This is a genomic window from Alistipes sp. D31t1_170403_E11 (assembly GCF_015553985.1).
GTDB lineage: Bacteria > Bacteroidota > Bacteroidia > Bacteroidales > Rikenellaceae > Alistipes > Alistipes montrealensis.
Genome location: NZ_JADNHQ010000004.1, coordinates 202,468 through 223,747, shown reverse-complemented (window position 1 = coordinate 223,747; position 21,280 = coordinate 202,468). Strand labels below are relative to the sequence as shown.

The window sequence follows — 21,280 nt, the reverse complement described above, 5'->3', positions numbered from 1 at the left end:
ACAAAAAAAGGCGAAATACTTTTTACATTTCGCCTTTTTTATGACGGAATCCGAAAACGTCCGGTCAGAGTTTCGGTCCGGACTCGCGGGGTTGCCCCACCTCAAATCCCAACGCCCGCATCCACTCCACGGTAGCGGGATCGACCTGATCGATACGGTCGGCCCAGCGGCGCTCCCCGATCAGCTTTTTCTTATGCTCTTCGAGGGCCTTCATCAGGGGGAAAGCGGGATGTTCGAGCTGCGATTTTTCCTCGCGCAGCGAGGGCCGTATCCTGCGGTCGAAGACGGCGCGCTGCGTCGTCGGACGCCGCGCCCCCTCCCACTTGAAACCTTTGAGGTAGAGTTCCTGATCCGCGGGAATCTTGTCCATCGGATAGATGTTCCAGTCGGGATCCTTGCGGTAGACGATCGTCACGACCTGCTTGTCCTCGATGTAGAACGAACAGTCGCCGCTCTCGATGACGCCCATGCCCGTAATCTCGGGCGGTTCGCCGTCCTGCATGTAGTAAATCGTCTGGGCATTGCCGTTCACGTCGTTGCGGTAGATTTCATTGTCGTGGAACCATGCCGTCATCTGCTTGCCGGCCACCTGGTTGTAATGGACCGTATCGAGTTGGGAAACCATCATCGGGCTGCCGATAAACTCGGCATGCGTAACCTGCTGGTTCTCGGTGAATATATCCATCACGTTGGAGGTGATCTGGTTGCCCTGGTTCCACAGCACGGGATCAATGTAGAGGTGGATCGTCGAGTCGGTGCTGATGGCCGTCATCGAATCGCAGACCGCCTGGAAATCCGAACGGAAGATGCGCACATCGCGGAAACCCTTCATCAGGCGGTAAATCGAGTCGGCAGATTCGGTGAGCGAATCGACCGAGTCGGCCGGAATCAGCATCGCCAACGAGTCTGCGGCCAACGAATCGGACATCTGCATCAGCAACGAATCCTGCTCCATAGCGTTGCGCCCGATCAGCGAATCAATCTCACGCAATGCCGTAGAATCTGCCGGAATCGGCTTCCCCTTGCGAGCTGCACGGGCCTGGCGGGCACGGAGCTTCGACTCGGCCTTAAGCTTTCGCGCCGCGAGGCGTTTCTCTTCGCGCTCTTTCTGCGCAAGCAGTTTGGCCGTGGTTTTTTCCTGGCGTTTCTGGGCAATTTGCTCCAGCTTTTCTTTCTTGGCCTTGGCAGCGGCAGCCTTCTGGGCCGCTTTCAGTTTATCGGCCTGCTCCTTCAGGTAGGCTTTCCGGGCGTCGCCGACCAGCGTATCGAGCGGATTGATGGCCGGAGCGGCCAGCGAATCGGCGACAGCGGCATTCTGCAACAAGTCGGGAACCTCCGAACGGCCCAGCGAATCGACTCCCTCGACCGAACCGGAACCCGGCTCCGGCAAAACCGGCCTTCCAAGCGAATCCACCGCAGGATGGCTGCCCGGGAGCGAATCGGCCCGGTGCTGCAAGATTCCGACGGCGGCGGAATCGGTTTTCAGGCGCGCCAGCGAATCGGCTTTGGCGGCCACAGCGGCCCGGCGCAGGGCATTTTCATTGATCGTAAAGAGGAACATCGAGTCGGCACGCATGAAGAGCGAATCGCCCTGCGAGAGGTCGTAACTCACCACCGAAGGACGGCGCGTGAGGACGGCATTGCCCGGTTCCTTCCAGTATTCGCCATAGTCGCCGAAGGCGATCACCTTGTGCTCGGTGTCGTCCAACTGCAAATCGTGGCGCAGGATCACGTGGTCCTTGGCACGGTAAAAATCGAGGCTGTCGCTCCAGATTTCCTGCTTCTCGGTCAGGATATAGCCGTTGCGCGTAACGATGTAAAGCGTATCGGCCTTGTCGTAGGAACCACGATCGGCATAGAGGTAATCGCCGTCCTTGTTCCAGATATTGGTCCGTTCAAAGAAAAAGGCGTTGTCGGTAGCCATATTGTAGACCACCGAGTCGCCTTTAAGTTCATATTCGTCGTTGCGCATTTCGACACGGTCGACGGCAATCAGCTCCTTCGTATCGGCATAGTAAAAGCCGCGGACGGATTCGAGCAGGTTCTCGCGGTTGATCATCACCCCGCCGTTGTCGAATTCGCCGACGTTCTCCTTGGTATTGAACAGGAATTTATAGGTGTAGAGCGTAGCGTCGCCGTCGACGACCTTAACGATATCGGAGTAGACCCGGGCCTCGTTCAGGTTACCGTCGTATTCGGCTCGGTCACCGTAAATATACGTGGTATTCTTGTTGATCAGCACATGACCGAAAAACTCGATGCGCATGTCCGAATAACGCACGGCGGAATCGCACGTTATGACTGCGCCGTTATGCTGTGCGGCGAAGTTTCCAACCAGGAAAACCACCGAATCGCCCGGCGCGATGGGACCCATCAGGTCCGATTTGAGGTCGATGAGTTTTTTCTCGCCCTCCTGCTCCGGAGCCTGCTGCATGCTGCCGCGCGCCGCAACCGCAGCGACGGCCAGCACCACAACGGCTATGGACAAGAGCCTGCGCACAGCCTACTTCACCCAATGTTTGTTCTCGAAGTCCCCTTCGCGGAATTCGGGCGTGATGTAGACATACATGCCGTCGATCTTCTTCGAAAGCCACTCCTTGAAGACGCGTTCCTGCTTGTCCTGCAAAGCCATCTCTTCGAGCCGCAGGTAGTCTTCGTTGAGCGAAGCCGTATGCGTCGGGATTATCTCGACCAGTTTGACAATCTTGGCCATCTGGTTGCCGAGCATGTCTTCGGTAAGATAGGCCTCCGAAATCTCGCCGGGCTTCAGCCGGTTCAGGGCATTATAGTCGTCGAGGCTCTTGAAGCGGCCGAAGTCCTCCTTGAGGAATTTCGTGACGGTCAGTTTGGCGTCGAAGGCGTTGAAACGCTCCAGGATGTCGTGGTTCGAGACGATACCGCCGTTCATCTTCGACTGGGCATCGTCCGAATAGAGCAGTGCGGCCTTCTCGAAGGTGATCGAATCCTTGCGGATCAGTTTGACGAGACTGTCGAGCGTATTGAGCGAACCGCCCAGTTCCTCGGTCGTGTAAACCGGGCGGAGCAGGATGTGGCGGAAATGATAGAGCCGCCCGCGCTTGTCGAGCAACTGAATGATGTGGAAACCGAACTGCGACTCGACCACTTCGGAAATCTGTCCGGGACGCATCTTTTCCAGCGCCGCACCGAATGCAGGATCGAGCTGTTCGATCGTCGAGGGGTCCATCTCGCCGCCGCGCATCATCGTACCCGGGTCCTGCGAATACATGCGGGCGAGGTTTTCGAATTTGGCCTTGCCCGTGATGACACGCTCGCGCATGTCGATCAGCCGTTCGCGGGTGCGCTGCTTGGCAGCGGTCATCGACTTGGGAAACTTGGTAATCTGCGCATAAACGTATTGGTCGGCGACCAGCGGAAGGCTGTCCTTCGAAATCGACTTGTAAAAGCGTTCCACCTCGCCCGGGATTACCGACACCTTGTCCACCACTTCGGTCTGCATCGCATTGGCGTAGGCCTGCTCTTCGTAGCGCTGGCGCATGATCTCGCGAATGTTGAAGATCGGCATGTGGTGCTTGGACTCCAGCAGGGTGATCGACCCTTCGGTCTCGACCATCTGCTGCACCTGCTCCTCGACACGCGACATAATGTCGGCATCGTTGACCTTCACCGAGTCGATCTGGGCCTGGTTGTAGAGCAGTTTCTGGGTCATGAGCGCCTCGAGCGCCTCGTTCATCGGGTCGCGGTCGGAGGTGTAACCCTCCTGGCGGCGCTGTTCGGTCAGTTGGCGCGCATAGTCGTCCACCTCGGAGTAGAGGATCGACGACCCGCCCACTACGGCTACCACCTTGTCGAGCATCACCTGCCGTTTCTGTGCAAGGGCGCCTGCGAACAGCAGGGCGAGCGCCACGGCCATTATACCTTTTTTCAACATCTTGATTTCGTTTATCGTTTTATTTGTCTTTTTCTTTCTTTGCTTTTTCATCGGCGAAAACCTTCACTTCGCCGGCCTCCGCAGCCCGGTTGTAAAGCTCCTCCTCGTGACCGCGGATAATCTCGCCCTTGCGCTGGTTGAACAGGATGCGGCGGATCGTCCCGCGCAGCCGTTCGAGCGGAATCGGCTCACCCTCGCGCAGCACGGCATCGATCTGGAAATAGTAGTGTGCATGGCTGTCGCGCATCTCCTGGACGGCATTCGTCGCCAGCACCGAGTCGTAGCTCTGCGAACGCAACGTCGGCAGGAAACTCAGGAACTCCGGGAAGTCGATCCACTGATCGCGAAAATCGTCGACCGTGAAATTATTCTTTTCGCAAATATCCCTGAAATCCTGCTGCTGCGCCTCCGAGCGGGCCCCCATCAGCGTTTTGAGCTTCGCGGCCTGCCGGTAACCTTCGTTGAAACGGACGATGCGTCCTTTGACGATCGTGCGGTCCAACTTAAAATCGGCCTTGTGGGCGTTATAATACTCCGCGATCTCGTCGGCGGTAAACACCGTATCGACCAAACGGTCGACATAGTGCTGGTCCAACTGGCGGATCAACAGCGCCTGGCGATACTCCTCCACCATCTTCTCGATATCCTCCGCCGAGGAAGAAAAGAGCATCTCGGCCTCCTGCAATTTCAGTTGCTTGAGCACCCAGCGGTCGATATAAACCTTCATAAAGGCTGCACTGTCGTCGCCGGTAAGCCCCTGCGGGACCACCGAACGCACGTCGCCCAGCCGCAGGTCCTTGCCTCCGGCACGCGCAATGGTCGTGTCGCTGGCAAAATAACGCGGCAGCTCCCGGCAACCCGCCAGCAGCAGCACACCTGCCGCGACCGCTATTTTCGCTCGCAAATTCATATTCCGAAGGGCAAAGATACGTTTTTTACTTGTAAGTAACGCAGTGCAGGGGCGGATTATTACGCCGCAGACGGATTTTTCTCCGTCTCCTTTATGCGCCGCAACGTGCGCACCATCATATAGCCCGAAACGGCGGAGAGCGCCAGCGCCGCAATGTATATCAGCACGTAAAGCGTCCCGCTGCCCACCATATCGATCAGCAGCGCATTGCCGTGCCCGGTGGCCATCGCCAGGTAGGCCACCGCATTGTTCAGGGCATGGAGAATCATCACGGACCACAGCGAATCGGTCGCCAGGTAGACGTAACCCAGCACCAGGCCGATGACCGTGGCGCTGATCACCTGCACGGGCTGGCCGTGCAGCACCCCGAAAAAGAGCGACGAAACGAGCCACGCAGTAGTCACGCCGAACTTGTCACGCAGCGAGCCCAACACGATGCCGCGGCAAATCAACTCTTCGAAAACCGGGGCGAAGACGACCAGCGAAAGGATGGTCCAGAACCCGCGCCCCACATTGAGCGACAGCTCGGGAAGCAGCCGCAGCAAGGGTTCGAGCACCACACCGACGGCGAAGATCAGCACGAAGGCCCACAGCAGCAGCGCGGGATTGAGCCCCCGGGCCGAAAAACGGGCCCACGTTCCGCGGCCGCCGCGCGCGCGACGATAATAGAGGAGGCCCAGCAGCGTCAGCGACATCGACCCGAAATAGAGCACGGCCATCAACTTGCCCATGGCCTCAGGTTCGAGCGATTTGAAATCGAACCCGTAGCCGGCGAAGATCATGAAGACCACCGCCACGGTTCCTACGACGATCTGCGCCCCGAGGGCGATGCCCAGCATGGCCAGCATATCGCCCACTGTCGGGAATTTCCGGCGGTTCGAACCGTCCTCCGCCATTGCCGTTTCAGGGATCTGTCCCGGGGCTGCGGACTCCGCTGCGGAAGCCGGCGTTTTTTTTTCTTCCATAGTATCGTGTAACTATCAATTCATTCCGTCTCCAAAGATAAGCAATTTTCCGCAACGGTTATGGATTTCCATTTAATTTCATTAAATTTGCCTGCTTATAAACCAATTCAAACATGGCAAAGGTAATCGCATTAGCCAATCAGAAAGGCGGCGTGGGCAAAACCACAACGGCCATCAACTTAGCGGCTTCGCTGGCCCTGCTGGGCAAAAAAGTGCTGCTGCTGGACGCCGATCCGCAGGCGAACGCCACCTCGGGACTGGGCTTCGATATCAACCTCGAAGGCATCTACGAGTGTATCGCCGGACAGAAACAGGCCGAGGAGGTGATCCTCGCCAGCCCCGATGTCAAGAAACTCTGGGTCCTCCCCTCGTCGATCGACCTGGTGGCTGCGGATACCGAACTGCCGAAAATGGAGAACGCCCATCACGTGATGAAACGCATCGTCGACTCGGTGCGCGAGAAGTTCGACTACATCTTCATCGACTGCTCGCCGTCGCTGGGTTACACCACGGTCAACATCCTCACCGCCGCCGACACGGTGCTGATCCCCGTGCAGTGCGAATACCTCGCCCTGGAAGGCCTCTCCAAACTCCTGAACACCATCCGCAAAGTCAAGAGCGGCCTGAACCCCGGGCTCGACATCGAAGGCTTCGTGCTGACGATGTACATGCGCAACCGCCTGAACAACCAGGTGGTGACCGAGGTACGGGAGCACTTCGGTTCCCTGGCCTACGACACAATAATCCAGCGTAATATCCGTTTGGGAGAAGCCCCCTCGCACGGCAAGCCCGTGATGCTTTACGACGCAGGGGCCGTCGGCTCGGAGAACTACCTGGCCCTGGCCCGGGAGTTTTTGAAACGCAACCGCAAAAGCAGTAAATAAACAAATACCGATATGAAACAGAAGGGATTAGGACGCGGGCTCGACGCCATTTTCGGCAGCGACCCCGTGGATGCCAAGCTCAAACCGATGAGCCAGATGGCCGAAATTGAAATCGCCGACATCATACCCAACCCCACGCAGCCGCGCACGCAGTTCGACGAGGAGGCCCTCGACGAACTGGCCGATTCGATCCGCCAGTTAGGGGTCATCCAGCCCGTGACGGTGAAGAAATCCGACGACGGCAAATACATCATCATCAGCGGCGAACGCCGCTGGCGGGCCGCGCAGCGCGCCGACCTGCGGACCCTCCCGGCCTACATCCGCGAGGTGGACGACGAAAACCTGCACGCCATGGCCCTCGTGGAGAATATCCAGCGGCAGGACCTCAACGCCATCGAAATCGCGCTGGGCATGCAGCGCCTGATCGACGAGTGCAACCTCACACAGGACGCCCTGTCGGAGAAGGTAGGCAAGAAACGTTCGTCGGTATCGAACTACCTGCGCCTGCTAAAACTCCCCGACGAAGTCCAATTGGCGCTCAAAGAGGGCCTGATCTCGATGGGGCACGCCAAAGCCATTGCCGGAGCACCTGCCGAAGAGCAGTTGCGCATGCTGAAAAAGTGTATCAAAAAGGGTCTTTCGGTACGGCAGATCGAAGAACTGGTCCGCACGCTCTCCGACTCCCCGGCCAAAGAGGCACAGAATGTGGAGGACGAAGAGTATCCCGAAAGCTACCTGAAACTGGTCGAACAACTCGAAAAGTTCTTCTCCCAGGAGATAGCGATCAAACGGACGAAGAACGGCGGCGGCAAAATCGTCATCGGCTTCAGCAACGACAAGGACATCGAAGAGTTCATCGAACGTTTCGCAAAACGCTCTTGATAATCATATGGTGACAATCCGGTTCAGACTTCTGCTCCTCGTCGCAGCCCTCACGCTGTGGCTGCCTGCCGGGGCGCAGCTCCATCGCGGCGCGCGTACCGTCGTCCGCGGCGGCCAGTTCGAAAAACCGGATTCACTCAAAGGCCGGCGCGACTCGCTCCGTCTGGCAGATCTTGTGCAGCAGATAGACTCGATAGCGGCACTCGACTACGCCGCCGACTCGGCAGCCGTCGCAGCCCTGCGTACCGACGACCTGCACTTCCTCGACTCGGTGGCCCTGGCGCGCTTCGACGCCGTACGACAGGGCATCGACACGGCGGCCAAGCCCCTCGTCTACAAAAAAGGCTGGTTCATAAGCGACTCGATGTCGCTTTCCAAAGTCTGCTGGATTTCGACCGTAATCCCCGGCTACGGACAGATTTACAACAAGCAATATTGGAAACTGCCGATCCTCTACGGACTGGTGGGAACCGGACTGGGGCTTTACATCCACGAGAACAAGACCTACAAACCGCTCAAACGCGAATTCGAATCCTATACGGATGCGAACCTTTCGCGTACGCCCGAACTCGACGCCCTCCAGTCCAAAATGATCCGCAGCAACACGCGGCGGCAGATGTACCTGGGCGTCACGATCGCCTCGTACATCTATTTCATCGGCGATGCGGCGGTGAGTTACAAGACCAATGACGTGTCGGATGTCAAAAAAGCCACCACGCTGGCCTGCATCTTCCCCGGCGCGGGACAGATTTACAACAAAAGCTACTGGAAAGTGCCGTTCGTCATCGGCGGATTCGCCTCGATGATCTACTGTATCGACTGGAACAACCGCGGTTACCAGCGTTTCAAGAAGGCCTACAACCTGCTGAGCGACTACGAGAAGAATCCCGACAAATACCCCAACGGCCCTACCGACGAGTTCCAGGGCCGCTACTCGGCCTCCTACATCCGCAACCTGAGGAACAACTACCGGCGCAACCGCGACCTGTGTATCATCCTCTCGGGCGCGCTGTACGTCCTGCAGATCGTCGACGCCCATGTCGATGCCCACCTGAAAGACTACGACATCTCGGACGACCTCTCGATGAACCTCGAACCGCTGGTGGATTACACTTACATCCCCAATCTCGGAAGCAACCGCCCGGTATTCGGCTTCAACCTGAGCCTCAAATTTTAGACGATGAAGAAACTCCTGACCATAGTGCTGCTTCTCGCTGTCGCCGCGTCGGCGTCGGCCCTCGACCGCAGCCCCCGCAAGAAAAAACGCGACAAAAAAGCCCAGACCGAAACCGCCGTCCCGGCAGCCGTTCCCGAAGTGGAAAAGGTCCCCGCACCCCAGCCTGAGCCAGAACCTGCGGAAGAACCCATCGTCAACGACATGACGCTGGGATTCACCCCCGAACAAACCGATTCGCTGCTGGCTGCATGGCGTGAGCGCCAGCGACAGGACGCTTACAGCGAGTTTTTCAAACAATACATCCTCGAAGATTCCACCGAGGTCATGGACAACACGCCCGACTCGGTCTATGCCCGGAGGCTGCTCGACCTCGCGTCGCCGATCCAGTTCCCCTACAACAGCATCGTAAAGGGGTACATCAACCGATACACCAACTCCCGCTACGGAACGATCAGCCGCATCCTCGGCATGTCGCAATACTATTTTCCGATCATCGAGGAGGAACTGCTCCGCGAAGGGCTGCCCGTCGAACTGCGCGCACTGCCGATCATCGAGTCGGCGCTCTCCACGACAGCCGTATCGCCCATGGGAGCCGTCGGACTGTGGCAGTTCATGCCCACGACCGGCAAGAGCTACGGACTCGAAATCAACTCGCTCGTCGACGAACGCCGCGATCCCTACCGCGCCACGCAGGCCGCCTGCCGCTACCTGAAAGACCTCTTCGCCATCTATAACGACTGGTCGCTGGCCATCGCCGCCTACAACTGCGGCCCGGGCAATGTCAACAAAGCCATCGCCCGTTCGGGCGGCAAGAATTTCTGGGAGATTTACGACTACCTGCCCCGCGAGACACGTGGCTATGTGCCCGCCTTCATCGGCGCATCATATGCCTACGCCTACCACCGCCAGCACGGCATCGAACCGACCGAAGCCCCGATTCCGCTCTCGGTGGACACGGTCCGGATCAACAAACTGATGCACCTGGAACAGATCTCCTCGACGATCGACCTGCCGATCGAAACCCTGCGCCAGCTCAATCCGCAATACAAACTCGACATCATCCCGGCGACGACCAAATCCTATGCACTGGTCCTGCCGCAGCGTTATGTCATGCAATACATCGCCCACGAGCCTGAAATCTACGCCAAAGACTCGATGTACCTCAAGGAATACATCAACCCGGCCAACCTCGACAAGAAACGCCAGGAGCGCAGCGGATCGGTCTATGTGGTCAAGAAGGGCGACACGCTGGGCGCCATCGCCCGCCGCTACCGCGTGACCACGACGCAGATCATGCGCTGGAACAACCTCAAGAGCGCCCACAAACTCCGCATCGGACAAAAACTCCGCATCGAAGGCAGGTAATGAATACCGATCACGATACCATCGTCGCCCCTGCAACCGCCGCCGGAGGGGCCATTGCCGTCATCCGCATCAGCGGCGGAGAGGCCTTTGCCGTCTGCGACCGGATATTCCGCGGCCGTCGGCCGTTGGCCGAAGCCGACGGGTATACCGTGCATTACGGTACGATCGCCGACGGCGACCGCGTGATCGACGACGTACTGGCGACCGTTTTCCGCGCTCCGCACTCCTATACGGGCGAAGATTCGGTCGAAATCTCGTGCCACGGTTCCTCTTACATCGTCTCTGAAATCCTTCGCCTGCTGACCGCCGCAGGCGGACGCATGGCCCAGCCGGGCGAATTCACCATCCGCGCCTACCTGGCCGGAAAACTCGACCTCTCGCAGGCCGAAGCCGTCGCCGACATGATCGCCTCGTCGTCGCGGGCCGCACATGCGCTGGCCTCGACACAGATGCGCGGCGGATACTCCGAAGAGCTCGAAGCCCTGCGCGGAAAATTGTTGAACCTGACCTCGCTGCTCGAGCTCGAGCTCGACTTTTCGGAAGAAGACGTGGAGTTCGCCGACCGGACGGCTCTGCGCGAAACGATGCTGCGCATCGCTGCGGAGATCGACCGCCTGCGCAGTTCGTTTTCGCTGGGCAACGCCATCAAGGAGGGTGTCGCCGTAGCCATTGCCGGAGCCCCGAACGTCGGAAAATCGACGCTGCTGAACCGCCTTTTGAATGAGGAGCGCGCCATGGTCTCGGAGATCGCCGGAACCACGCGCGACGTGATCGAAGAGTACGCCAACATCGGCGGCGTGCTCTTCAGGTTCCTCGACACGGCCGGAATCCGCTCGACCGACGACCGCCTCGAACGCATGGGGATCGAACGCACGATGTCGAGCATCGAACGGGCGCAGATCGTCATTCACATGGTCGACGCATCGACACTCGCAGGGCCTGTTCCCGCCCCCGGTTTCCCGCTTCGGCCCGATCAGAAACTCCTGACCGTAATCAATAAACTCGACAAAGCCCCCGCAGCGTTGCAACTGCCTGAAGGGGCCATCGGCATCTCGGCGAAACAAGGTAAAGGCATCGACACCCTGTGCGACGCCCTGCGCTGCGCCGTCGACACCGAAGCGCTCTACCACGGCGACCCGGTCGTTTCGAACAGCCGCCACTACGAGGCGCTCACGGCGGCCTGCGAAGCGTTGGGCCACGCCCTCGACGGCCTCGCGAACAGCCTACCGACCGATCTGCTGAGCGAAGAAATCCGCCAGGTCATCACCCACCTCAGCGCCATCACCGGCCGCGGCGCCATCGCCCCCGATGAAATCCTGCAAAACATCTTTTCGAAATTTTGCATCGGCAAATAGAAGCCGATAACCAACGATCAACAACACTCAGTAACGATTACTTAGGCGCTCATTCAGAGCGCCTAACAGCGTTTGCACTTTATCGTCGCTACGATTGCATATGCAATCTTGCGTACTTTTTTCACCCCCGTTTCTCCCCCGAGCCCCAATGTCTGCAGGGGTGCTCGGTTCCGTCTCCGAGGTTCTGGAAAATTGAGACGAGCCGATACGAGGTGCGACGTAGAGGTCGGAGCAGCAACACAATCGGGAACCTTTATCGGAGCCATTATGAGTAGTAACCTACGAATCGAGCGCATTTGCGAGTTCTGCGGCCGACGGTTTATCGCAAAGACCACTGTAACAAGATTTTGCTCCCACACATGTTCTCGGCGCCATTACAAGAGAGATCACCGCCGACGAGATATTGGGCAAAATCTCCCGGAGTTTGCCACCTCTCCGGCTCCCATACAACCTATTCTAATGTCAAAAGAGTATATGGGCTGTCAGGAGGTCGCGAATATGATGGGAATAAGCCGAGCAACGGTTCATCGCTATTGCGCGACCGGAAAGTTCCGGTGTGTGCGGCTCAACCGGAAAATCTTTATCCGCAAAAAGGATATCGATGCTCTGTTCGCCAATGCAGAACCATACGAAGTAATGCCTGTAAACAGAGCCCCGATCACCGAATTTTATACAATGCAAGAAATTACGGAAAAATTCGAAGTATCCGAATCCACTGTATATAATATGGCAATTGCAAAACAAATTCCCAAGGTACTCAGCCAGGGAAAAACCATTTACAGCAAAAAGCATATCGACCGCCATTTTGCCCGCAAACTCCCCGATCCGCAGGTTGCCGAATGGTACACCGTGGAAGAGATTCGGGAGAAATACAACATGAGCGTCTCAGCGGTCTACTCCTTCACCTCGGAGTACGGCATTCCCCGTAAGAAGAGCCGCGGCAAGACCTACTACTCGAAATCACATACGGATCAGCACCTCAAAATGCGCCGTCCCGATCCTGAGATCAAAGAGTGGTACAGCATGAACGACATCGTGGCACTCTACAACTTCGCACCGGGTTATGTGTCGAATCTAATCTATAAAAATCCGATCCCGAAAATCCGGCGCGGCAACAAAGGCTATTACTCCAAGGAACATTTCGACCGGCTTGTCCGCGAGAAGCAGCTCGTGTCGGAGTACTACACCGTCGAGGAAGTCATGGCAAAATACAACCTGACGCGGGACACACTCTATCATCACATCCGGTATAACGACATACCGAAGATCAAAGATGGGCGCTACATCAAAATATCAAAGCCGGAACTGGACGCCATTTTCGAACAACCAATCACAATTTAATACATAAAAACGATGGGAACAAAAGTAACCTTACGTCACAAGCCGATCACCAACGGACGCGAATCGCTCTACCTCGATTTCTACCCGCCGATCCGCTGCAAAGCGACCATGAAACTCGTTCACAAGGAGTATTTAGGGATTTACATCTACCAGAATCCACAGAACGAAATTCAGCGCGACTACAACCGGGAAATGCTCTACAAAGCCGAAGCGATCCGATCGGTGAGGGTGCAGTCGTGCATCAACGAGGAGTTCGGCTTTTTGGACAAGCACAAACTCAAAGCCGACTTTCTCGATTTCTTCCGAAGCATCGCCCTAAAGAAAGACCCCAAATGGCGGATGGTCTACAAACATTTCGAAAAATTCTGTGGCGGCAAGTGTTCGTTCGGGGAGGTGACGATCGACCTGTGCCGCCGTTTCCGCGGTTACCTGCTGACCACACACCAACTCAAGTTCCGCAGCAAGAAGATGAAATGCAATTCCGCCGCAGGATACTTCTCGACCTTTCGTGCCCTGCTGAAGATCGCCTACCGCGACAAGCTGATCCGCGAGAACGTCAACGATTTTCTCGAAAAAATCGAGTACGAGGACACTCGGCGCGAGTTCCTGACCCTCGACGAACTGAAGCGGCTAGCCGATACGCCCTGCAACATTCCGATTCTCCGACACGCGGCGATCTTCTCCTGCTTCACAGGGCTTCGGATCAGCGATATACTCCAACTCGAATGGAAACACATATCCCAAGCTTCTGACGGAGGTTGGTGGATGCGCATCCGCACCGAGAAGACAGAAACCGAGGCGACGCTGCCCGTCAGCGACGAAGCGTTGGAATACTGCGGGGAACCGGGTACGGGAAAGGTGTTCAAAGGACTGGAACGCTCGATGACACAGCATCCGCTGCAAAAGTGGATTCGCACGGCGGGGATCGAACGCAACATTACCTTCCATTGTTTCCGCCACACCTTCGCCACCCTCCAGATTGCATTGGGCACGGACATCTTTACCGTCAGCAAAATGCTCACCCACAAAAATGTCTCGACGACGCAGATTTATGCCGAGCTGGTCAACGAAAAGAAGCGCGAGTCGGCGAATCGGATTTCACTGAAATAATTTGTCATTATACGAATTTTTGCATCGTTATACAATTGTGTTATAACGATGCAAAAATTGAATAAATGATTTTTGTAAACATTTCTGTAGCCGCCCTCTATTTGATTATAAAGGGTTTTCTATGGAACAGACAGTACTCACATTCGAAAAATTGCCCGAAGCGGTGGCTTATCTGGTTACCGAAGTTAACGACATTCGCAGGCTGTTAGAGCAGCAGCGACAGCCATTGCCATCCAAACGCCTCCCGATCGGAATCGAAGATGCCTGCCGCGTGGTTATGAAAGCCCGGTCGACGATCTACACCCTGGTTCGAAAAGGGCTAATCCCGTGCTGTAAAAATGGTAATCGACTCTATTTTTATGAAGATGAGCTGCTCGCATGGATCGCCAATGGCAAGAAGAAAAGTATCGCCGAGACCAAAGCCGAGATCGAAGCACAAATGCAACAGTCGGTCCGACATAAACCGGCCATGAGAAATTTATGAAAATAAAAACAATCTACGACTAAAAGATATGAATTGCCTCAAAAATGTGCCTCAAAACGGTAATATTCAGTCAAATATCAGGCCAATGGCATTATTTAAAGCCCACAGAACCTCGTTTTCAACAGCGGCACCTGACTCATAATCCGAAGGTCGCACCGAAATCGGGTTAGCAATTATCCGATGAGTCAGGTGCCGAGTCGGACAAACACAAATTTTTAATATATGATAAAAAATCAATTCGACCTGAAAGTATCCGCAGTCATACGGCCGGACTTCAGGAGGCAATGCAAATCCGGAGCGTATGTTCTTCGGTTATTTATCAACTGCCCTTCGCAAAATCGAAAAAGTTATCCGTTAAACATTCGGGCTACAAGAGCGGAATGGGCGAAAATAAGTTCCCATTCTTTTTTTTCGGCCGTGCTTCCCAAAAAAGAGGTCATAATCGACACGCTTGCATCGGCATATAAAATCATCCAAAGTCTCGGCGATGATTTTTCATTCAAAGAGTTTGAACGGCGAATGTTCGGATATACAATTCCGGACTATGATAAGAAAGATGTCTATGCGACTTATCATGCTAAAATAACACAATTAAACAAAGAAGGACGGATTGGATCGGCAGAAATATACCGCAACTCAATGGAATCCATACAAGGCATCCGAAAAAGGCTCAAATTCGACGATGTAACCGTAGAGTTTTTATACAGATACGAACATCATATGAAAAAGCACAATTGTAGTAATTCCACGATCGGAATTCATCTGAAGCATTTGAGGGCCATAGTCAATATGGCAAGGTCCAACGGGATTACAATGAATTATCCGTTCGGCAGAAGATCGCAAAATAAATATGAAATCCCGGCATCGAGAAATTCGAAACGTGCGATAAGCCGGGAGGAGTTAGCAACATTAATCTCATACGAGCCGACAGCGGACGAAGCATGGGCCAGAGATATGTGGTTGTTCAGTTTTTATTGCAACGGAATGAATATGATCGATATATTTTACCTGAAATGGAAAAATATCCGAGACGAGTTCCTGTATTTCACAAGGGAAAAAACAAAATACACGGCAAGAACTGTGGTGCAAATAGAGATCTTCCTAACACCCCAAGCACAAGCGATCATTGAGAAATGGAAAATCGGAGGTCGAAAAAAACGAGACAACTATATTTTCGGAGTCTTCGACGAATTCATGTCTCCTTCCGAAAGAATGACCGTTCATAAGATAGCAATCAAACACATCAATAACACCATGAAAAAAATAGCAGAAAAACTAGGCATCAAAAACAGGATCACAACCTTCGTAGCTCGGCACACATGGGCTACCATTCTCATGCAGAATAATATTTCGGTCGCCTATATCTCAAAAGGCCTTGGACATACGTCCCTGCTTACGACAGAAAAGTATCTGGCAGATTTCGACCAAGATAAAAAACGTGAGGTTGGGGCATTAATTTCAGGACTGGGAACACAACACAAATAATGTTTTCCTTATATACACGCCTTATTTCTTTTTATTTTATTTGCATAATCCGCATAGAATAACTATCTTTATCCCTAAAGAAAATTAAATATGGCAAAAGAGATTAACCCATTTATAGTTACCGGCAAGATTGAACCAGCTTATTTCTGTGACCGGGTGCAGGAGTCGGCCAGGCTCATCAAGTCGCTTACCAATGGCAACAACATGGTCATCATCTCGCCCCGCCGTATGGGTAAGACAGGACTGATTCAGTTTTGTTACGAGAAACCCGAGATTAAGAAAGAATACTACACATTTTTCATCGACATTCTGCATACGTCGAGTCTGCGGGAATTTACCTACTTGCTCGGTCGCGCGATTTACGAAACCCTCCTGCCCCGCAGCAAGAAGATGGCAAAGCTATTCGTTCAAACGCTCAAATCAATCAGTGGGAAATTCGGATTTGACCCGATCACCGGACTGCCGACATTCAACGTCGAGCTGGGAGACATCGACCGACCGGAATATACTTTGGAAGAAATTTTCCAGCTGTTGGTCGCTGCAGATAAACCTTGCATCGTGGCCATCGATGAATTTCAACAGATAGCAAAATATTCGGAGAAAAATATCGAAGCACTGCTCCGAACTCATATTCAAAAAATTCGCAACTGCAACTTCGTCTTCGCCGGCAGCGAACGCCACATGATGCAGGAAATGTTTATGTCTTCAGCTCGACCGTTTTACCACAGTGCCGACATCATGGAGCTGAATGCGATTGCTCCGGAAATATATATTCCGTTCATCGTCGGACACTTCGAGTCGCGCAACAGAAAGATCAGCAACAAGAATGTCGAAAAAGTGTATAATCTCTTTAAGGGACACACCTATTACATCCAAAAAACTTTCAATGAAGCCTTTGCTGATACACCGGAAGGAGATGAATGCAGCATTGAGACGCTTCGCACCGCAATCAACAACCTTATTGCCTACAACGACACGATCTTCCGGGAGATTTTATCCAACATCCCTGAGAAGCAGAAAGAATTGCTGTACGCAATCGCCAAGGATGGAGAGGCAGAGCGCATCACCTCTGCAGAGTTTATAAAACGCCACAGCCTGACATCAGCCAGTTCTGTTCAATCCGCAACCAATAAATTATTGGAGAAAGATATCATCACAGAGATCAATAAAGTTTACTCGGTGTCAGAAAAACTTTTTGCAATGTGGATTTGCAATATGTATAGTAACAAATATACATTCTAAGCATTGTTACATTACTTATTCAGAAACATCTGATTACTAGAATTTAATTACTATATTTGCAATATAACTATACTATCATATGATTTTTGATTCTACATGGGAATTTAAGGATGTAAATACAAAATATGCGACGCATGGCTTTCATAATTATCCTGCAACTATGATTCCACAGATCGCCAACAAATTAATTGCAGAGTATGGTATATCTGCAAAAACGCTATTTGACCCATATTGTGGAACGGGGACTTCATTAGTTGAAGCAAATCTTAGAGGAATCAATGCAATAGGAACGGATATTAACCCTCTTGCTCGGTTAATTTCAGAATCAAAAACTACAATCATAGAACAACAAACAGTAGACTTATACATTAAAGAATTTAATGACTACTTATTTCAATATCGATATGGATTCAAGAAAAAAGATTTGATATTTAACAAGTTCCAGAATATTGATTATTGGTTTGCTCAATACGTTCAAGAGGATTTAGAAATAATTAAGAGATTCATTGAAGCACTTAATGACAAAAGTATTAGATCTTTTTTTGAGGTTGCATTTAGCCAAACTATTAGAGACTGTTCCTGGACAAGAAACGATGAATTCAAATTATATCGAATGCCTGCAGACAAAATGAAAACATTTCATCCTAACGTTTTTGAGACAATGGAGAATATACTGGCTAAAAATCGGTTAGGATTATTAGATTATGCAAATAGAAAACAGAACCAAAGTCAATCAATTATTTATGACTTTAACACTGTTGACGAAATACCAACAAATATAATCCCACAATCATCCATTGACCTTATAGTAACCTCTCCTCCTTACGGTGATTCACGAACTACAGTTGCATATGGTCAATTCTCGAGATTAACCTGTCAATGGTTGGGAATCAATAATGCCAACAAAATAGACACAACCTTAATGGGAGGAAGACAAGAAACTAGTATCAAACAATTTAAGAGTGACACATTAAATCAGAATATAGAAGCTGTTAGCAACATAGATAGAAAAAGAGCACTGGAGGTCGTATCATTTTATACAGACTATGACAATTCCATTAGAAATATATCAGAAATTGTAAAATCTGGAGGATATGTTTGTTATGTCGTGAGCAATAGATGTGTCAAAGGGATAACAATGGAAACTGATCTTATCACAAAGGACTTTTTTGAAAATTATGGGTTTAAATATCTAGATACTTTTAGAAGAAGGATCGCCAATAAAAGAATGCCTCGTCAAAATAGCCCTACAGGTAAATCTGGAGAGAAACGGACATTGATGAATTATGAAAGTATCGTAATAATGAAAAAACGATAAAAAATGGCTATTAATCTTACTCAAGAACAGTCTGATGCAATAAGGGCAAACGATACAAATGTTCGAATAATTGCATGCGCAGGCTCTGGCAAAACGACCACAATTGCATATAAAATTGCATATTTACTCAATCCAGAAAATATGCTAAATATTCTGCCAGAAAACATTATTGCTTTCACATACACAGAAAAGGCTGCCGCAGAATTAAAAAACAAGGTGCTAGAAAAAGTTGGTCCTCAAAAAGGGCTTGCTGATATGTATATCGGCACCATCCACGGATGGTGCCTAAAAGCTTTACAGGAAAACGAATACAAATATCAAAAATACAATGTTCTAGATGAAATAAAATTACAACTTTTTATCGATAAATATTATGATAGAATCGGGATGAAAGAAATTCATAAGCTTTCAAACCCGAATGAAGTAATGCGTAGATTTGTTGACACAAAGCGTTTTGTGCGTATTATGGAAGTTATCAGAGAATCAAATTTAACCAAGAATCTTCCAGTTCACATTCAGCAAGCAAAAAACAAATATGAACAAACACTCCATGCGAAAAATTATTTCGATTTTTCCATGATTGTCGACAAAGCATTGGAGCAGTTAGAAGACAAACACAGTAACATCTATAGATATATTCAAACGAAACTTAAATATCTTATCATTGATGAATATCAAGACATCAATCCCAAACAGGAGAAATTAATTGAAACACTCCACGGGATTAGTGGAGCAAAATTAACCGTCGTAGGTGATGATGACCAAAATATATATCAATGGAGAGGTAGTAATAATAAGTTTATCATTGACTTTGACAAAAAATATGCTCCATGCGTAAAATTTGAAATTGTTAAAAACTTTCGCAGCTCTGTAGGTATTACAACTATATCGGAGGTTTTTATACGGAATAACACAGACCGAATAGCCAAACCAATAATATCTGCCAACAATCAAAATTTCCGCAAGAGCCAAGATATTTTATATAATGACTATGACAATATCGATGACGAGAATAGAGGTATTTGTGACTTTATAGAAAATCTCATTGGAGTCGAATTTCATGAGTATCCTGGCTCTCCTGCAAGAGGTCTAGCATATTCCGATATTTGCATTCTATTACGGACATGGAACAAAGCAGAAAATGTCGTTGACGAATTGGAAAAACGAGGAATTCCATATATTACAGCTGGAGTAAATCATCTTTTTGATGCCGCCGAAATAAAAGCAGCTCTTGGAATCTTTAAATATCTCAATGAGCATATTACCAAGGATGAAATGCTTGACTTATGGTCCAAATTACCATTTACCAATTTTCCTATAGATAAAATTAATATTGCAATAGATCGATTAGAGTCATTGAAACCACAAAAAATTCAAGAAAAATATAAAAGTGGTATAAAATTATCGGATAAAGAACGTGCATACAATCTTCAAGGTATCTTTTGGAAATTCCTCGAAGATGCCGAGATATTCGAAGATTCTTTCATCAAAGATAATGATATCCAATCGAAAGAAAAGGCTGAAATCATTTTCTTTAATCTCGGGAAATTTAGCCAAGTAATTAACGATTTTGAAGAGATAAACTTTAATTCATCTACAGCTTCTTTTCACTTATTCAGCTTTTTAAGTTTTATTAATTATGCAGCACAAGAATATTACCCAGAAGGTTGGATCAACAATCCATACAAAGTACCCAATGCTGTTCAAATCATGACTATTCACCAGGCCAAAGGATTAGAATTTCCTGTTGTATTTATCCCTGGATTGAATCGAAATTATCTTCCACAAAAAAAGAAAGGAGGATTAAATGAATGGCACTATTTAGATGCATCATTAATTGAGAATCAAAATCGATATCTTGGTGGCATTGAAGATGAAAGAAGATTGTTGTATGTGGCAATGACTAGAGCACAAAAATTTTTATTACTATCGAGAGCTCCAGATGCAACAAACCGTTTATATCAAAAGCCTTCCGAATTCATACGAGAGTTGGATGCATCGGATATTTTGTTTTCAAATAAAAAAGAAGCTTTTACCAATTTGTCTCGGATGGAATCGCAGCCACTTGAGAAGGTAAATGGCATGACATTAGACTTCACCGTCCTAAAAGATTTCTTTGATTGTGCATATAGATTTAAGCTTGTTTCGATGTTTGGATTTACCTATCCTCTAGAGCAGCGTATGGGACTGGGAAAGTCTTTTCACAATGCTCTTATGGAATTACATAAAAGAGCCAAAAATGGAGAAGACCTAAATATTGAGGAAATCAAAGCTATAGCTCAAAGGCAAATGTATTTCCCATATATTGCAGACTCTCCCAAGCTGAAAGAGCCTTTCGAACAAATGATAGAAGACAATCTAATTAAATATTATAACGACAACAAGGCAACAATGAAAGATATTGCGTTCGTCGAACAAGATATTCAACTCAAATTAGATGAAGGACTGCTTGTTACGGGTCGGGTTGATCTTATCAAGAAAAAGACAGAAGCTAATACCTATGAAACCACAATTATTGAGTTTAAATCTAAAGAAGATTCTCAAAGCAAAAAATTAACCGATGATCAATTAAAGTTATATGCATTAGGGCACAAAGAATTGACAGGAGAAGTTGCTAACTATTTAATGACATACATCATAGGAACAGATGACCCTCATTCAATGGTTCGTAGTGTCCTTAATCCAGAAGATCTGGACGCAATAAAAGAAAAGATTACTGAGTCTGCAACAAAAATCAAAACTCTGGAATTCCGTAAATGCTCACATAAAAGCACTTGCGAAGAATGCTTTCAAAATTCCATATGTCCTAACAGACTAATGTACAACATTAAAAGTCATTTAAAAAGTTAGTG

General features: G+C 50.3%; 16 protein-coding genes and 1 pseudogene. 13 read left to right on the top strand and 4 right to left on the bottom strand.

Annotation, left to right across the window (positions count from 1 at the left end):
• Positions 1 to 64: 64 nt before the first annotated feature.
• From I2E69_RS10255 to I2E69_RS10240, 4 genes are read right to left on the bottom strand one after another with little or no spacing between them, the layout of a single operon-like run.
• Entirely contained in the window at positions 65 to 2,500 is a 2,436-nt protein-coding gene (locus tag I2E69_RS10255; protein ID WP_195461119.1) for an OstA-like protein, read from the bottom strand.
• Between the two features lie 3 nt (positions 2,501 to 2,503).
• On the bottom strand, positions 2,504 to 3,910 hold the full coding sequence (locus I2E69_RS10250; RefSeq protein ID WP_195461118.1) for a peptidylprolyl isomerase: 1,407 nt from the start codon (positions 3,908 to 3,910) through the stop codon (positions 2,504 to 2,506).
• A gap of 19 nt (positions 3,911 to 3,929) precedes the next feature.
• Positions 3,930 to 4,820 (bottom strand): hypothetical protein, encoded by an 891-nt coding sequence (locus I2E69_RS10245; protein WP_195461117.1) that lies wholly within the window; start codon positions 4,818 to 4,820, stop codon positions 3,930 to 3,932.
• 59 nt (positions 4,821 to 4,879) lie between these two features.
• Positions 4,880 to 5,785: a CPBP family intramembrane glutamic endopeptidase gene (locus I2E69_RS10240; protein ID WP_195461116.1), complete on the bottom strand. Its 906-nt coding sequence runs from the start codon at positions 5,783 to 5,785 to the stop codon at positions 4,880 to 4,882.
• A 113-nt stretch (positions 5,786 to 5,898) separates the two neighbouring features.
• On the opposite strand from I2E69_RS10240, the gene I2E69_RS10235 reads away from it, so the two are divergent.
• The 13 genes and pseudogenes from I2E69_RS10235 to I2E69_RS10180 all read left to right on the top strand — a co-directional run bounded on the left by I2E69_RS10235 (position 5,899) and on the right by I2E69_RS10180 (position 21,278).
• The gene (locus I2E69_RS10235) at positions 5,899 to 6,669 is read left to right on the top strand and encodes a ParA family protein (protein WP_195461115.1); all 771 of its coding nucleotides are present in this window, start codon (positions 5,899 to 5,901) and stop codon (positions 6,667 to 6,669) included.
• A 12-nt stretch (positions 6,670 to 6,681) separates the two neighbouring features.
• The gene (locus tag I2E69_RS10230; RefSeq protein WP_195461114.1) at positions 6,682 to 7,551 is read left to right on the top strand and encodes a ParB/RepB/Spo0J family partition protein; all 870 of its coding nucleotides are present in this window, start codon (positions 6,682 to 6,684) and stop codon (positions 7,549 to 7,551) included.
• 7 nt (positions 7,552 to 7,558) lie between these two features.
• Positions 7,559 to 8,728, top strand: coding sequence for a DUF5683 domain-containing protein (locus I2E69_RS10225; protein WP_195461113.1), 1,170 nt, complete (start codon positions 7,559 to 7,561; stop codon positions 8,726 to 8,728).
• A gap of 3 nt (positions 8,729 to 8,731) precedes the next feature.
• Positions 8,732 to 10,093 carry a lytic transglycosylase domain-containing protein gene (locus I2E69_RS10220; RefSeq protein ID WP_195461112.1) on the top strand — a complete coding sequence of 454 codons (1,362 nt, stop codon included), beginning with the start codon at positions 8,732 to 8,734 and terminating at the stop codon, positions 10,091 to 10,093.
• Positions 10,093 to 11,448, top strand: a complete 1,356-nt coding sequence (gene mnmE / locus I2E69_RS10215) for a tRNA uridine-5-carboxymethylaminomethyl(34) synthesis GTPase MnmE (RefSeq protein ID WP_195461111.1) — start codon at positions 10,093 to 10,095, stop codon at positions 11,446 to 11,448. The genes I2E69_RS10220 and mnmE overlap by 1 nt, the downstream gene beginning before the upstream one ends.
• A gap of 267 nt (positions 11,449 to 11,715) precedes the next feature.
• Positions 11,716 to 12,051, top strand: a pseudogene (locus I2E69_RS15455) (helix-turn-helix domain-containing protein); the annotation flags it as partial.
• Between the two features lie 123 nt (positions 12,052 to 12,174).
• Positions 12,175 to 12,789 carry a helix-turn-helix domain-containing protein gene (locus I2E69_RS15250; protein ID WP_229095455.1) on the top strand — a complete coding sequence of 205 codons (615 nt, stop codon included), beginning with the start codon at positions 12,175 to 12,177 and terminating at the stop codon, positions 12,787 to 12,789.
• A 12-nt stretch (positions 12,790 to 12,801) separates the two neighbouring features.
• Positions 12,802 to 13,899 (top strand): tyrosine-type recombinase/integrase, encoded by a 1,098-nt coding sequence (locus tag I2E69_RS10205; RefSeq protein WP_195461109.1) that lies wholly within the window; start codon positions 12,802 to 12,804, stop codon positions 13,897 to 13,899.
• A gap of 121 nt (positions 13,900 to 14,020) precedes the next feature.
• Positions 14,021 to 14,383 carry a helix-turn-helix domain-containing protein gene (locus I2E69_RS10200; RefSeq protein ID WP_195461108.1) on the top strand — a complete coding sequence of 121 codons (363 nt, stop codon included), beginning with the start codon at positions 14,021 to 14,023 and terminating at the stop codon, positions 14,381 to 14,383.
• A 222-nt stretch (positions 14,384 to 14,605) separates the two neighbouring features.
• Positions 14,606 to 15,868, top strand: coding sequence for a tyrosine-type recombinase/integrase (locus I2E69_RS10195; protein WP_195461107.1), 1,263 nt, complete (start codon positions 14,606 to 14,608; stop codon positions 15,866 to 15,868).
• Positions 15,869 to 15,958: 90 nt separating this feature from the next.
• On the top strand, positions 15,959 to 17,110 hold the full coding sequence (locus I2E69_RS10190; protein WP_195461106.1) for an AAA family ATPase: 1,152 nt from the start codon (positions 15,959 to 15,961) through the stop codon (positions 17,108 to 17,110).
• Between the two features lie 79 nt (positions 17,111 to 17,189).
• Positions 17,190 to 18,428, top strand: coding sequence for a DNA methyltransferase (locus I2E69_RS10185; protein WP_195461105.1), 1,239 nt, complete (start codon positions 17,190 to 17,192; stop codon positions 18,426 to 18,428).
• 3 nt (positions 18,429 to 18,431) lie between these two features.
• The gene (locus I2E69_RS10180) at positions 18,432 to 21,278 is read left to right on the top strand and encodes an ATP-dependent DNA helicase (RefSeq protein WP_195461104.1); all 2,847 of its coding nucleotides are present in this window, start codon (positions 18,432 to 18,434) and stop codon (positions 21,276 to 21,278) included.
• Positions 21,279 to 21,280: the final 2 nt, after the last annotated feature.

Excerpts from the sequence above, each read along its gene's own strand:
- I2E69_RS10250 (WP_195461118.1), bottom strand. The coding sequence starts at position 3,910 with ATGTTGAAAAAAGGTATAATGGCCGTGGCGCTCGCCCTGCTGTTCGCA.
- I2E69_RS10245 (WP_195461117.1), bottom strand. The coding sequence starts at position 4,820 with ATGAATTTGCGAGCGAAAATAGCGGTCGCGGCAGGTGTGCTGCTGCTG.
- I2E69_RS10240 (WP_195461116.1), bottom strand. The coding sequence starts at position 5,785 with ATGGAAGAAAAAAAAACGCCGGCTTCCGCAGCGGAGTCCGCAGCCCCG.
- I2E69_RS10235 (WP_195461115.1), top strand. The coding sequence starts at position 5,899 with ATGGCAAAGGTAATCGCATTAGCCAATCAGAAAGGCGGCGTGGGCAAA.
- I2E69_RS10230 (WP_195461114.1), top strand. The coding sequence starts at position 6,682 with ATGAAACAGAAGGGATTAGGACGCGGGCTCGACGCCATTTTCGGCAGC.
- I2E69_RS10225 (WP_195461113.1), top strand. The coding sequence starts at position 7,559 with ATGGTGACAATCCGGTTCAGACTTCTGCTCCTCGTCGCAGCCCTCACG.
- I2E69_RS10220 (WP_195461112.1), top strand. The coding sequence starts at position 8,732 with ATGAAGAAACTCCTGACCATAGTGCTGCTTCTCGCTGTCGCCGCGTCG.
- mnmE (WP_195461111.1), top strand. The coding sequence starts at position 10,093 with ATGAATACCGATCACGATACCATCGTCGCCCCTGCAACCGCCGCCGGA.
- I2E69_RS15250 (WP_229095455.1), top strand. The coding sequence starts at position 12,175 with ATGGCAATTGCAAAACAAATTCCCAAGGTACTCAGCCAGGGAAAAACC.
- I2E69_RS10205 (WP_195461109.1), top strand. The coding sequence starts at position 12,802 with ATGGGAACAAAAGTAACCTTACGTCACAAGCCGATCACCAACGGACGC.
- I2E69_RS10200 (WP_195461108.1), top strand. The coding sequence starts at position 14,021 with ATGGAACAGACAGTACTCACATTCGAAAAATTGCCCGAAGCGGTGGCT.
- I2E69_RS10195 (WP_195461107.1), top strand. The coding sequence starts at position 14,606 with ATGATAAAAAATCAATTCGACCTGAAAGTATCCGCAGTCATACGGCCG.
- I2E69_RS10190 (WP_195461106.1), top strand. The coding sequence starts at position 15,959 with ATGGCAAAAGAGATTAACCCATTTATAGTTACCGGCAAGATTGAACCA.
- I2E69_RS10185 (WP_195461105.1), top strand. The coding sequence starts at position 17,190 with ATGATTTTTGATTCTACATGGGAATTTAAGGATGTAAATACAAAATAT.
- I2E69_RS10180 (WP_195461104.1), top strand. The coding sequence starts at position 18,432 with ATGGCTATTAATCTTACTCAAGAACAGTCTGATGCAATAAGGGCAAAC.